We start from the raw sequence: 13725 nt of genomic DNA on the forward strand, positions 1-13725 counted from the left end.
TTGTAGCACTATCCGACTACATATCTTAACTTCATTTGCCTCTTTCAGTCTAACATATTAAATTTTAGATTTCAACATCTTATTTTTTATTGCCGATTTTTTGTGTTGGTAACATAATATATTCTGATAAAGCCTCAATAGAACGATTCACAACCAACTCTTCCGGAAAACTTATGCTCTCAAGTAAAGCAATTGATTTTTCATGATTTCCTACATCTATTTCACAATGAGCATCACTATCTAATACAATAGAAACCTTATATGTCTTACAATAATCTAACATTTTCATGTAATTCTTAGTTGCTCCACTATTTCTCACACATCTAGGATTAAGAGATTCGCTATTTACTTCTAACAAAACATGATTTTCTTTTGCAGCACAAACAAGTTCTTCATAATCCACAGGAATGTCTGCATCATCAGGATGTCCAATAATCTGAATATATGGATTTTGCATAGCACTTATATATGCCTTTGTATTTTGTGATACTGTTCCAATAGTGTAAAGAGGTTTATGAATACTCGCTACAGTAAAATCTTGTTTTTCCAACATAGATTGTGGTAAATCGATTTTACCATCGTAATCTAAAATATTCAGTTCACATCCAAACATTAATTTGATTCCATACAATTCTCTTGGAAGCATCTTAAAATTATTAAAATAATTTGCCGGCACACCTGATTTCATAGCCGGTCCATGATCAGTTATACCAAGTAAAGATAATCCCCTTTCTGAAGCACTTCTTGCCATTTCATATATCGTATTATAGGCATGCCCACTAGCAACTGTATGTGTATGCAAATCCATTATATCTTTCATATTAACCTCATTTCAATTGAATTTTTATTAGCCTTTTAATCCTCCGGCTGTAGCTCCTCCAATTAATCTTTTAGACAATAAAATATAAATAATTATCGTAGGTGCTGAAACAAATGTAACAGCAGCAAACATTCCACTCCATCCTCCTTCTCTTGTCATAGCAACGATAAGTTGATAAAGTGCGACACTTAACGACATATTTTCTGTACTTCCGGCAAATATAAGTGCCATAAAATATTCATTCCATTTTCCAATAAACTGGAAAATTACCAACGTTGTAATACTATTACCGGCAAGTGGAAACACAATGGTCCAAAAAGTTCGTAGTGGACCGCATCCATCAATTGCAGCCGCCTCTTCATAACTATCTGATATATCAGTAAAGGCCGGAAGAAGATAAAATGTAGAGAACGGAATAGATGTGACAACATAAATTACTATGAGTGTAATTTTTGAATTACTCACATTTAGTGCACTTACAAGCGAAAATAGCGGCATTATAATCATAACTCCCGGCACACCTAAACCTATTACCAGCAAGCGCTTTATCGCTTCACTAAATTTAAATTTAAATCTTGCCAGCCCATATGCGGCCGGAGCACAAATCAATATACTAAAGAATACTGATGATGCACTATATAAAAGTGAATTCAAAAATGCAGTAACTAAATGTCCATTTTTTATTACATGTGTATAATTATCCCAATGTGGTCCGCTTCTAAGTAGATTATCTGAAAAGATTTCTTTAGTTGTTGATAAACTTGCTATAACTATCCAACCTAACATTACAACTATAAATAAACACCAAAGTATAAGCAGGATATATCCCGGAATTAACCTTACTTGTTGACGTAGTCGTATATTATTCGTCTTTATATTATTATTCATAATCCCCTCCTAAAGTTCAATATCCTTATTCTTTGGAATAAGATTGGAAATCATAAATACTGCTACAACAATGAGTGCAACTATAACTGATGCTGCTGCTCCTACTCCAACTGCCGTATTACTTGAATCTGTACCAAATAAAACATTATATATATACATCAATGGTGAAACCGTCTTTGAAGATATAAAAACTCTTGACAGGGCAAAAAAAGCACATACACGACTAGTCCACAATGTTAATGAAGTAACTAACGTATTACGAATTAGAGGAAAAGTAATATTCAAAAATTGTGAAAACTTTGTAGCACCATCTATTTCAGCTGCCTCATAGAGACTTTTAGGAATAGCTTCAATTGCGGCCATATATTGAAGCATAAAATATCCTGTACAACTAAATACATACGCAATACACATAGAAATAAACATATTATCGGGAGATGTCCAAGCAAAACTTGCAGCCTTTTCTAATCCAACAGAATTAAATAGCTTTTTTAGCATTCCAAAGCGTGAACTAAATACATATAATGTCCACATATATCCAAGTGCAATTTGTGGAATAACATTTGTTAAATATAACATTGAGCGAAAAAAGCCTTTTCCATATACTCCTGATGTTAACATAGTTGCAAATAATAATGAAAGTATAAAAACAACAATACCACAGCAGAGCCAAACTTTAAATAACATCATCAATGAATTAGGAAAACTTGTTGCCTTTAATGTAAAATAATTATCTAGACCTACGAACTTCCAAGTCACAATCTTACTACTAATTTGCTCAACATCAAAAAAGCTCATCAAAAAAGTTCTTAGAACCGGATAACAAAAAAAAGCAAGAAAAGGAATTATAGCAGGAGCAATAAATATAAATATTGTGGTTTTTTTTTGTCTCAATCTAATCACCTCTCACTTCCTATATACAATTAATTCATATTCTATAAAAGTTGGTACCTAAAATTAGATACCAACTTTTATTTTAAATAATTAACAGTCTATGTGTGCTTTACTTAAAATACGCTTTACATTCAGCAATAAATTCTTCTGCTGTCATTTTACCACCATAAAGCTTAGTACATGCAGACTGAAAAACAGGTAAAAAATCACCATTAGTTCTCATATGTCCATGTGCAGGCCACCTATTAGTAATTCCATCATAAATATGCTCAGCGTCAGCAATCATCTTCGGCCATTTAACATTAGGATCATTAGTAATAGGGATTGCATTACAATTCTTAACCATATAATCTCCCCATTCACCAAGTGTTAAATATGTAGCAAAAGCTGCACAAGCCTCAGCTTCTTCAGCTGTAGCATTTTTATTTATTGCTATACCATAACATCCATAACATAGAGAAGAGCCATCATCAGCACCATTCTCAACAAGTGGATATGTAAAGCTACCCCATCTAAAATCATCCCCTGCTGATTCACGTACATTATTAGGCATCCAAGAACCACATACATACATAGCAATTTTCTTATCAAGAACCATCTCTTGCTGTGCTTCCGGAGTAACAACTGTCATAATATTCTCGGCCCAATACCCCTTACTTGCAGCATCCTCAAATTTCTTTACAGCTTTTAAAACCTCCGGATTATCCCATGCAGAACCATCACCATTCGCTAACTCATTAGTTCCCTCAGCACCTAAAAGACGTTCCAAATAAAGACTCAAATTATAATCAATATGATTTTGATCAGAAGTAAATGGAGTATAACCATTCTTTTTAAGCGTAGCGCATACTTCCATCATTTCATCCCAAGTTTTTGGTTTTTCGGTTATGCCACATTCCTCGAAAATATCTTTGTTATACCATACATTTAAGAACTGTGGAGTATAAGGAAAGTATACATATTTCCCATCTCCTTGTGTCTTTGCCAGCTTTTCATATGCAGGGAGAATACTGTCAGCATAAGACTTTCCACCTGTTTGAGGATAAGTTTTTTCGTAAAACTCACCCAAATCCATTAGATAGTCTTTCCATAGGCGAACAACATTATCGCTATTTGCCTCAAACATTGTTATATTATTACCTGCCTGAAGTGCCGGAGTAAGTGTAGATGAAATATCAGTTCCCTGGAAAGAAATTGAAATCTTTACTCCGGGATTCTCCTTCATAAATGCATCTGCTGCTGCTTTAATACTTTGACCATAATTAGAACTCTCTGTATATGATGACCAATATACTATGTCTGCGTTTAATTTGCTACCTGCATCTGCTTGCTTGACTTCCGGAGTAGCGTTTTCAGAGCTCTCATTTCCACTTCCCGATTTTACAGAACCATCACCTCCACTTGTTGTCGCACTGTTCCCACCACATGCGCACAAAAAGCATAGAGATAATGCAACTGTCGAAAATAAATTTACAACCTTCTTCATTTTTTCCTCCTTAAAGAAATATTTTTATGTGAATCTTTAACTATTAAAGACTCTGTTTCATTTAATACTTTTTATTAACGTTCATAGTGAATAAAAATTATAAACCAAAATTGTGTACATGACTTTCAAAAAATACACCTGTTAACGGATCATATATTATTTTTTGAACATAACTCCCAGGTGTTTCTATACCGGATAACTTTGTCCATTTTATTTCATATATTCCTTTTTTAACATCATCTGCTACTTCTATTTCCCCAATTTTTACATCATTTTTTTTAATCACAACCTTATTTTCTTCAAAATTACTCATATGGTAGACATCACCATATGGTTTAGTTACAAAAACGCCATCATCTTTAACACACAAAGCACATACATCCGTTCCTAAATAGTCAACAAACTTACACCATTCTCCATTTTCAAAAGTTCTACAAACACCTTCTATACCGTCGATATAACATTTATTATATAATGTTTCTCCATTTTCTCCTAAATATAAGTGAGGAGCTTGAGAACCGACAAATGTTTCCCAACGATATATAAGATGCCAATGTGGAGGATAATCAGTATGAATTTCATTATTTGTTTCAAACCCCAAAATATACATATATCCTAAATTATTATTTGCTAGATATGATGGCAAATTTAGCATCCTTATAATTTCTCTCATACCCATTATATAATGGTGTGCGGCAATAATCTGCGTTCCGGGATAATTGATATTTCTGTACATTCCCGCTTTTCTTCCAATATGATTATGTTCTAATCTAATTTTTAAACCCGGCTCTTCAATCCGAGTATGTATACTAAGCGTTGTAGTACTTCCTGTAAACCCACTAATATCAAATTTAAATAATATTTGATTTCCATTTTTTTCAAACTGTATGTAATCTTTTTCTACCAATATTGCTTCTATATCTAATTCGTTTTTAAGTTCAAACGAAACATGTACATCCCCTTTATCATGTTTTTTTTCATGTTCAATATAAAAAACAAATTCATTTGGTACTTCATAGCATAAATTAGGTTCATTTGAAATTCCAACTTCAAAATTTGCATTTATACCCACTTTAATCATCCCATATATACCGGGACATTTTTTTATTATACGTATTGCTGTTTTCCTAATTGAATTATTAAGATATACATCATTAAAAGAAATCATTTCTCCCACCATTCTATATCTGTTTACATTGTAATTATCTAAATATGAGGTTTAAACCTCATAAGATAATAAATTTTCTATTCCCACAATTTTTTCTGTAAAATCGTCTCTTTCCATATTTCTTGGAAGCACAGTTTCACATTTCATCTGAAAGTTTTTATCTCCCTTTCTTTCAACCTTTATCATACTTACTTCCATACCAATATCCTCAAGCTTTTGAACTACTGTTTCTACATCTTCTTTTCTGTCTCCAACCAAAAACATTACCTTTGCTCGTAAAGGATCTTTTAGTATTTCGAGTTTTCTATGGAATAAACACTGCATAATAAGTATAAGGATTGTACCTTCAAAACCAAGTATATACATTCTTGCACCTATAGCCATACCAATGCCTACTGTCATCCATATTCCGGCAGCAGTTGTCATACCTCGAACAAGCCCTTGTTTGCTGATGAAAATCAATCCTCCTCCAAGTATACCTATACCTGATATAATTCCTGCTGCAACTCTGGATATATCCACACTTGCACCTTCAATCGAGATAACATCTAAAAAACCGTATTTTGATACAATCATCATAAGTGCAGATGCTACGGATACTATGAAATGTGTTCTTACTCCGGCAGACTTCATTCTACTCTGTCGTTCCACTCCTAAAGCTGTACCACAAAGTCCGGCACATATAAGCTGAAATAAAAAAATACTATCATTAATTACATATTTTTCCATTTATCATCTCCTCATATTTACTTACTATCGTCTTTACTTACTATCGTCAAATTCAATCTTTGTAATAGTTCCCGTATATTGATCATATTCTATAATCTCTTTATAAGAACCTTGAATACAATCGCTGTTATTCCATAATAACTTAATCTGTCCGTTATCAGTGTCATTTTTTACGGTAATATTACCAATATACCTTTCATCACAATATACTTTTACACCGTCTTCCATACTATAAGGGGCAATTTTATAGGTATTTCCACCGGGAGAAGTAAGCTCCATACCTCCATCTTCTACCAGTCTAAAAGCAATTACATCCGCACCGTACATATCAACAATCTTGCACCATTCTAATGTCTGATACTTTCTGCATACTCCACTTATTCCGTCAATATAAGTTACATTTGACTCCATCTTTCCTTCTTTATCAATGTATATATGAGGTGCCTGTGAGCCACAAAAATATGGCCATCTGAATATCAAATGCCAATGCGGTGGATAATCAGGGTGTAACTCATTACATGTTTCAAATCCAAGAAGCAATATATATCCGAGATGATTGTCATGCAAATATTTTCCTATACCCATATGCCTTAAGACTTCTCTTGCCGCAAATGTATAGTGAACCGAAGCATCGATTTGAGTTTGCGGATATGTATCTTTATCATATTTTCCCGCACACCTTCCAATATCGTTCTCTTCAACTCTAAGAGTAATGCCGTCTTCTCTTAAAATACTATGTGCATATAATGTTCTTGTCGGACCAAGAAGTCCACTAATTTCAATTTGAAATATATATTTGTTATTACTGTGATCAAATGCTATATATTTGCCTTCACATAATATATACTTTATTTCATATTCTTCACTGTCTTCTACGTCTATAGAAATCAAGCAAGCATCCTTTAAGATAAAATGCTTTATATAAATTACAATTTCCCCATACGTTTCATAATATAAACCGTTTTCTTTTGTAATCTCACATTCAAAATCTGCACTTATATTAATCTTCGGTATTCCAAATATACCTTTTTTACTTTTAATAAATCTTATTGCTGTATATCTATATTTGCTTGATTTATAAGGAAAATCCGACATTTAAAGCCTCCTCTATCTGTCAAAGTTTTTTCTTTTTTAAATTTTTATAATCGGTCATAGCAGCTTCAAGTATTTCATCAATATCTAAATTCTCCATTATACCTTTTTTTATTGCCACACCTAGTAAATTCTGCAACTCTTTTAATCCAATATTATCTCCATCTACTATCGGATAGGAGTTGGTCTGAACATTTTCAAAACATTTTTTCGCATAATCAAGCCATGGGTAAGCATCATTTACCTCAGTGTCATCATATGCCGATTTTTTTGCAGACATACCGCCAAGTAATACAGTAGCTGTACCTATATCATCTCGACTAATCCATTTCAAAAAGTCTAAAGCAATATCCTTATTTTTTGAATATTTAGAAATACCAAGAACACTACCACCAAGCATAGGATTATCTCCGGGTACAATAGACCACCCTATTTTCCCTCTGATCTTTGAGTCCGGTCCGACAAATCCACTAACATGATTTATCATATAAATACCCATTGCCGTATCACCTTCCGCAAACTCCTGAGCTGAATCTGTCCACCAATTGTGCTCTATTTTTGAGGAATAATTCCAAGAGTCTTTCGTTTCTCTTAATGCATCTCTTGCTGCCTCAGTATTTAAAAGAATATTTCCATTTTCATCAAATAATCTTTTTGAATGACTAAAATATCTCATCAAAAATTCAACACCGACAGTTCCGGGCTCTCCTGATGTAAAGCTGCAACCATACTTAATCGGAGATTCATTGTTAAATTCATTTGTAAAAAAATATGCAATACGATTATACTCTTCAAAGGTCTTTGGAACCTCTAATGATTTCTTGTACATCTCATAGTATAATCTTTTTAATCTTGTATCCTCGAACAAATCTTTTCTATAAAACAGTAATTGAATACTTGGTGTTCCCGGTAATGCATAAATATCACCATCAAGATAAGAATAATTTTTTAGTGCATTAGGCAAAAAACCGTCTAAGCTGTTACCGATATTGGATTCTATATTTGTAAGTGGCTCAAATACTGATTTAGCTAAAACCGGAAACCAATCTTTATCCATACGAACTATATCATATGGAAGTTCCGCCCCCCGGTTTTTTACCAGTTTATACATACTTTCATAGTCTGATTCTGTTATTCGTATCTTTATTCCGGTATTAAATTCATACAAATTTACCACTGTCTTAAGTGCTCGTGTAGTAGGGCTTGCAATAGATAAAATATTCAATACATTTTCTTCATTTCTTGAATTTATTTTTGGCCAATCTGAAAACCCTTTTGATTCTATAATCAGTTCATTTCTATTTTCCCAGTTACGGTTTATTAGATATGAAGCGGCATCTATACCCATTTTTCTATAGTCTATTTCATACCTAATAATATCTCTTTCAGGAATAGTATATACAGGAGAAAGTGAAACGATATCTACCGGCTTATTTCTATAGAAGTTTTGATATACACTTTTTACCGTTTGAGCCAATGATATACTGTCGGTAACGACTGCATCAGGTTGCATATGAGTAAAAACTCTCACTACATTCTGATATTTGCACTGCTCAGTAGTAACTCTCTCATATACTTCTGATATTTTATCTGATTTTCCAATACTTTCTAAAAATGAATTACGAAAGTCCATTTTCCCTGAATATGTAAGAGGTCCTGTTAAAAGAGCAACTTTTTCATAATTACCTTGCAATATTTTTTTTGCAATCTCTTTTCCGGCCTCTATATCATCATATCCGATAAACTTACAACTATATGGCTGTTTATTAGATATAAAAATAACATCTTTATTTGAAAATCCTGCTTCATAGTAAGCCTCACTTCCATCTGATATGGATGTAAAAACAGCTACTCCCTCCGTCATTCTGGATTTTATTTTCTGAATCTGCTTCCTCTCATAATCATCATCGTCATTTGTAATGTATAAATCTACTGTATATTCTTTTCTTTCCGCATAATCTTTAAAACTGGAAAAAAAATCTATGTATGTTTTATCATATAAATTTGGAACTACAACTGCTAAAATCTTTGCAGTACCCTTTCTGAGGTTTTGAGCCTTTTCATTTATAACATAGCCCATATCCTCAACTGCTTTCATTACTCTACGTATTTTATCACTGCTTACATTATCTTTCCCGTTTAAAACATTTGAAACGGTTGCCTGCGATACTTTTGCCACCTTGGCTATATCTTTTATAGTTGCCATTTTCTATACTCCAATCTGATTTGTAAGTATTAATGGTTTATTCCTCTATCCTTTAAATACTTACAGCATTGATATGTCCAATCAGTTTGAATTATATCAAAGCCATGGTCAACTAACCACCCCCATCCTTTATCCGGATCATCAATAATTGAGACATCATCCGTATGCCCGGCTGAAAGAGGTATTTTATAATTGTATAATACTGCATTCCCCCATAAAGTCTTGCCCCTCTTCTTCATACTCTCTATATATTCAGGTTGTATCACAGGGGACTCTTCTGTTTTAAACACAAGTTCAGCACCGATATAATTTATATTCATTTTTTCAATTATCTCAGAAACATTATCTTCTTCCATATATATCGGCATAAACATATAATCAGGTGCCACATCTTCAATTATCTTTAAAACGCTTGGAATCGGGGCATGTTTAAGTAAAACCTGATCTTTCATGTTATGTCTTTCAACTACATTAATAACATCAGGTATGCAATCCCCTATACGATCGAGATTTAAAATACAGCGTCCTTTAAAATGCTCTAATACATCATCAAAAGAATTTATTCCCCATTGTGTAGGATTGAAATCAACATTGATAAGACGAAGTTTTTTTATTTCTTCACTGTCCAGTTTTGTAAGATCAATATTTTTATTAAGTTGATACGGCTCTTTACCTGTATGAAAAATAAATATTTTACCGTCAGTACTTTTAAAAAGATCCATCTCTAAAATTGATGCACCGCCTTTTAGAGCGATATCAAATGCAGGTATTGTATTACAAGGAATATTGGAACCTGCCGCTCCACGATGAGCTACAACCTGTACATTATCATTATTGTATAAATGAAGTGTATTTTTCATTCTAACCTACCTCCGGCATTCCAATTTATACTATCTTCGGAACACGAAATCCTGCTTTAACAATATCATCTTCAATATCATCTCCTAAATGCATGCAATAAACACGTTGTCTTTCTTCATACGGAATAATCTCACATAATTTCTTAAGAGAAAAATGTGATGTACTGTCTGTATCTAGGAATGTACATTCTTGATACATAGTCTTTATTTCTCCTGATAGAAAGGCGTTTAAAATATCAGACGGAACATTGCTTGTATCACCACTGTAATATATCTTTTCTCCATTACATTCAAAAATAAATCCGCAACATAACATATCTGTAGCATGGCTTTCTCTCTTCACATAAATAGATAATCCGTCCGCTTCGCATTCTTTGAAGTCTGTTGTGAAATTATATTTATCAGTGTGAACTCCACTTTGATCCAATATATTTACAATGGTATCTTCCTCAGCTGCCAATAATACTTTTTTATCAAGTACATTTTTACAAAAAGAAAGAAAAGATCCCAGACTACCGATATGATCAGCATGAAGGTGTGTAAGCAGTACAACTATATTATCATAATCATATATTTCATTACGTGAAAACATAGCTTTAAAAGTACTCTCTCCACAGTCTATTAAGTACAGACAGTTATCATGCTCAAAAAATGCACAATTACTTCCCAGCACCGGGTAATATGCCGCTCCTATTCCGGTGAATTTTAATTCCATTTTATCTCCTTACTTTCCTATAATAAAATTTTTATATAAATCACCATAAGATTTCTCTATCTTGTACAGATGCACTCAAATCCTCATCACACCCCATATCCAACGGACTTGGCTTTATAAACTCTCCCGATTCCCCTTTAATATAAGCCCCTTTGCTATTTAATTCTACTATTGCATACAACGGGCTCTTATATGGAAATGTATACTGAAGATTTGGAAAAGCCTCTTCTATTTCATCTGAAAATCTATGTTTTGCAAACTTTGTTCCAATCCAATGATTTGACATACTGTTTAGAGTATAGTAATACACTCCTTTATCACATTCCAATCTATCTACATGTGTATGTCCGTTTATACAAAGTCTAACCTTTTTACCGCTTCTATTTGCCTTTATGAATAAATTTGAAAGTTCATCAGCATTTTTTATACCTCTGGGGCCTTCATTTAGAGGTTGATGTGAAAATATTATTATAGGTATATCAGATTCCAACAGTTCTTTTTCAATCCATTCCATTTGTTCCGAATCAATATATGGTAAATCTTCAGAATCAAAATAATCCCCATAATAATAATCTTTAAGTTCTCCGGTCTTCGTTTTAAAATTATTACCGTCAAGCACTAAGAATTTCCAACCTTTACATATGAAAGAGTAATATCTCTTATCCATTCCATAGAGCTTCATCGCCTGTTCCTTTGAGCAAAAATCGAACTCATGGTTTCCAAGTACATGATAATGTGGTTTGAAAAATTTATTAAATTTCTCCAAGAGTTCAATTTTCGGTACATCAGCCGGTACTCTCATCGCATTTTTAAGATTTATAGGCATATTCTTTTCTGAACATAGGCATTTACTTGTATCCTCTGGGTAACAAAAATCTCCCAGTTGAATGATAAAGTCAACATCCTCTTTCTTCATTTGTTCTATGAATGTATCCAGTCGTATTCTTCCATCATGCATAATATCAAGATGTAAATCAGTAAAAATCCCAAATTTCACATTACTATAATGCATTTTGCCACCTCAATTATTATTAAATTAACCCTTAACACCACCTGATGTCACCCCTGCCACAATTTTATCGGAAAGGAATAGGTATATAATTACAGTTGGCATAAATACAATTACTACAGATGCAAACATTCCGGCCCAATCACCTGATTGCATCATTGATTGTACAGTCTGATAAAGACCTACACCTACAGGGCGAAGTTCAGATTTATTGGCAAAAATCAACGCCATAAAATATTCATTCCATCTGCTTATAAAGTTAAAAATTGTTACTGTCATAATCGCAGGTTGTGCCAATGGAAACATAATTCTCCAAAAGCATTGTATCGGACCACATCCGTCTATTGCCGCAGCCTCTTCATAAACATCAGATATTCCTTGAAAAAATGCCATTAGAAAGAAAGTTGTGTATGGTACTGAAGTTGCCGTATATATAAAGATCAAAGTCAAATGTGTTCCACTCAATTTTAATGTACTGACAATTGAAAATAGCGGCATAACAATCATAATACCGGGAATTCCAAGTGCTGTAATAATACTCTTTTTAATCAGACCGTTAAATTTAAACTTAAACCTGGTAAGGCAGTATGCTGCAGGTGCGCTCACTATAATAGTGAGAAAACATGAAGGTACTGTATAAATCACTGAATTTAAAAGATTCATCAATGCTTTATTTCTGAAGAAAGCTTTAGTATAATTTTCAAAATGTAGCCCGGTAGATAATACATTTCCTGTAAAAACCTCTTTTGTTGATGACAGTGAAGCTGCAATAATCCAGCCAATCATAAATATTGTAAAAAAGGCCCAAATAATTCCAATAATATAACTAGGTAATAAAGTAACTTCTTTTCTCCATCTGAAATCGGACTTTCTTTTATTTTTCTTCATCACTGCACCTCCTATATCTCATAGTTATCATCTTTAATTGCATGATTTAGAATCATTGACACAATAACTACAATAACTGTCATAAGCACTGCCGCAGCGGCGGCCATTCCTGCATTTACTGACTCTGAAGCTACTTCCGTTCCAAACAAAGTCTGGTATGTAAATAACATAGGTGTATATGTATTTACACCTGAGAAAACTTGTGATAAGGCAAAAAATCCCATAGTTCTTGTTGTCCACAATACTATTGCAGTCCTTAAAACACCTTTTGTCAAAGGAAAAATAATATGTCTAAAGCGTTGAAATCCTGTGATTCCCTCTAATGATGCCGCTTCAAAATAATCTTTCGGTATCTTTTCAATTCCTGCTATGAACATCATCATAAAGTACCCTACATTACCGAACACATTTGCAATACACATTGAGAAAAACATATGTTCTGAATTTAGCCATTGATAATCTGCTAAAGCTTTTAATCCAAGTCTTGCAAACATAGTTGTAAGAAGTCCAAATCTGCTATTGTATACGTAAAGCAACCACATATAACCTACTGCAATCGCTGCAATTACATTTGGAAGGTAAACTATAGTTCTAAAAAACTTTTTAAATCGAATATCCTTTGTAAAAGCCAGTGCAAACAACATAGATAAAACCATTGTAGCAATACCGTTGTAAATCCATATTTTAAGAATATTTACCATAGATCTGACAAATAAAGGTGTTTTAAATAACTTTAAAAAATTTCCAAAACCGACAAATTTCCAGTCCACTAACGGAGTAGTAACACTCTTTACCTTAAACAAGCTCATAGCAATAGTTCTTAATGTGGGATATAAAAATATAACTACCATAAGTACTACAGCCGGTAACATAAACGTAATAATCGACCTTTTCGTCTGCTTCATAAAATCCTCCTTATGAAAAAATGTAAAGGCAAGATGCCTTTACATTTTAGCAATGATTTTATCAC

Annotated in this window: 13 protein-coding genes; all 13 read right to left on the reverse strand. The window is 33.1% G+C overall.

The genetic code is table 11. The annotated features are described in order from the left end of the window. Positions 1–79 precede the first annotated feature (79 nt). The 13 genes from D4A81_RS07340 to D4A81_RS07400 all read right to left on the reverse strand — a co-directional run bounded on the left by D4A81_RS07340 (position 80) and on the right by D4A81_RS07400 (position 13660). Positions 80–820: a phosphatase gene (locus D4A81_RS07340; protein WP_009663969.1), complete on the reverse strand. Its 741-nt coding sequence runs from the start codon at positions 818–820 to the stop codon at positions 80–82. A 27-nt stretch (positions 821–847) separates the two neighbouring features. Continuing rightward, the gene (locus tag D4A81_RS07345; protein ID WP_009663965.1) at positions 848–1708 is read right to left on the reverse strand and encodes a carbohydrate ABC transporter permease; all 861 of its coding nucleotides are present in this window, start codon (positions 1706–1708) and stop codon (positions 848–850) included. Positions 1709–1717: 9 nt separating this feature from the next. Continuing rightward, positions 1718–2611 carry a carbohydrate ABC transporter permease gene (locus D4A81_RS07350; RefSeq protein ID WP_009663966.1) on the reverse strand — a complete coding sequence of 298 codons (894 nt, stop codon included), beginning with the start codon at positions 2609–2611 and terminating at the stop codon, positions 1718–1720. A 100-nt stretch (positions 2612–2711) separates the two neighbouring features. Further along, positions 2712–4088, reverse strand: a complete 1377-nt coding sequence (locus D4A81_RS07355; protein WP_111524531.1) for an ABC transporter substrate-binding protein — start codon at positions 4086–4088, stop codon at positions 2712–2714. A gap of 97 nt (positions 4089–4185) precedes the next feature. Beyond that, positions 4186–5256, reverse strand: a complete 1071-nt coding sequence (locus D4A81_RS07360; protein ID WP_111524532.1) for a type I restriction enzyme HsdR N-terminal domain-containing protein — start codon at positions 5254–5256, stop codon at positions 4186–4188. A gap of 51 nt (positions 5257–5307) precedes the next feature. Continuing rightward, complete coding sequence (locus D4A81_RS07365; protein ID WP_111524533.1) at positions 5308–5985, reverse strand: MgtC/SapB family protein; 678 nt, start codon at positions 5983–5985, stop codon at positions 5308–5310. A gap of 33 nt (positions 5986–6018) precedes the next feature. Then, positions 6019–7080, reverse strand: coding sequence for a hypothetical protein (locus tag D4A81_RS07370; protein ID WP_111524534.1), 1062 nt, complete (start codon positions 7078–7080; stop codon positions 6019–6021). 19 nt (positions 7081–7099) lie between these two features. Continuing rightward, on the reverse strand, positions 7100–9283 hold the full coding sequence (locus D4A81_RS07375; protein WP_111524535.1) for an extracellular solute-binding protein: 2184 nt from the start codon (positions 9281–9283) through the stop codon (positions 7100–7102). Positions 9284–9312: 29 nt separating this feature from the next. Beyond that, the gene (locus tag D4A81_RS07380; RefSeq protein WP_111524536.1) at positions 9313–10143 is read right to left on the reverse strand and encodes a glycerophosphodiester phosphodiesterase family protein; all 831 of its coding nucleotides are present in this window, start codon (positions 10141–10143) and stop codon (positions 9313–9315) included. Positions 10144–10168: 25 nt separating this feature from the next. Next, positions 10169–10858: an MBL fold metallo-hydrolase gene (locus D4A81_RS07385; RefSeq protein ID WP_111524537.1), complete on the reverse strand. Its 690-nt coding sequence runs from the start codon at positions 10856–10858 to the stop codon at positions 10169–10171. A gap of 40 nt (positions 10859–10898) precedes the next feature. After that, the gene (locus tag D4A81_RS07390; RefSeq protein WP_111524538.1) at positions 10899–11870 is read right to left on the reverse strand and encodes a metallophosphoesterase family protein; all 972 of its coding nucleotides are present in this window, start codon (positions 11868–11870) and stop codon (positions 10899–10901) included. 24 nt (positions 11871–11894) lie between these two features. Further along, entirely contained in the window at positions 11895–12755 is an 861-nt protein-coding gene (locus tag D4A81_RS07395) for a carbohydrate ABC transporter permease (protein ID WP_111524539.1), read from the reverse strand. A gap of 11 nt (positions 12756–12766) precedes the next feature. Then, positions 12767–13660 (reverse strand): carbohydrate ABC transporter permease, encoded by an 894-nt coding sequence (locus D4A81_RS07400; protein WP_111524540.1) that lies wholly within the window; start codon positions 13658–13660, stop codon positions 12767–12769. Between the last annotated feature and the right edge of the window lie 65 nt (positions 13661–13725).

The organism is Lachnoanaerobaculum umeaense, assembly GCF_003589745.1.
Classification (GTDB): domain Bacteria; phylum Bacillota; class Clostridia; order Lachnospirales; family Lachnospiraceae; genus Lachnoanaerobaculum; species Lachnoanaerobaculum umeaense.

Coding starts and splice junctions, on each gene's coding strand:
- D4A81_RS07340 (WP_009663969.1), bottom strand. CDS start 820: ATGAAAGATATAATGGATTTGCATACACATACAGTTGCTAGTGGGCAT.
- D4A81_RS07345 (WP_009663965.1), bottom strand. CDS start 1,708: ATGAATAATAATATAAAGACGAATAATATACGACTACGTCAACAAGTA.
- D4A81_RS07355 (WP_111524531.1), bottom strand. CDS start 4,088: ATGAAGAAGGTTGTAAATTTATTTTCGACAGTTGCATTATCTCTATGC.
- D4A81_RS07360 (WP_111524532.1), bottom strand. CDS start 5,256: ATGATTTCTTTTAATGATGTATATCTTAATAATTCAATTAGGAAAACA.
- D4A81_RS07365 (WP_111524533.1), bottom strand. CDS start 5,985: ATGGAAAAATATGTAATTAATGATAGTATTTTTTTATTTCAGCTTATA.
- D4A81_RS07370 (WP_111524534.1), bottom strand. CDS start 7,080: ATGTCGGATTTTCCTTATAAATCAAGCAAATATAGATATACAGCAATA.
- D4A81_RS07375 (WP_111524535.1), bottom strand. CDS start 9,283: ATGGCAACTATAAAAGATATAGCCAAGGTGGCAAAAGTATCGCAGGCA.
- D4A81_RS07380 (WP_111524536.1), bottom strand. CDS start 10,143: ATGAAAAATACACTTCATTTATACAATAATGATAATGTACAGGTTGTA.
- D4A81_RS07385 (WP_111524537.1), bottom strand. CDS start 10,858: ATGGAATTAAAATTCACCGGAATAGGAGCGGCATATTACCCGGTGCTG.
- D4A81_RS07390 (WP_111524538.1), bottom strand. CDS start 11,870: ATGCATTATAGTAATGTGAAATTTGGGATTTTTACTGATTTACATCTT.
- D4A81_RS07395 (WP_111524539.1), bottom strand. CDS start 12,755: ATGAAGAAAAATAAAAGAAAGTCCGATTTCAGATGGAGAAAAGAAGTT.
- D4A81_RS07400 (WP_111524540.1), bottom strand. CDS start 13,660: ATGAAGCAGACGAAAAGGTCGATTATTACGTTTATGTTACCGGCTGTA.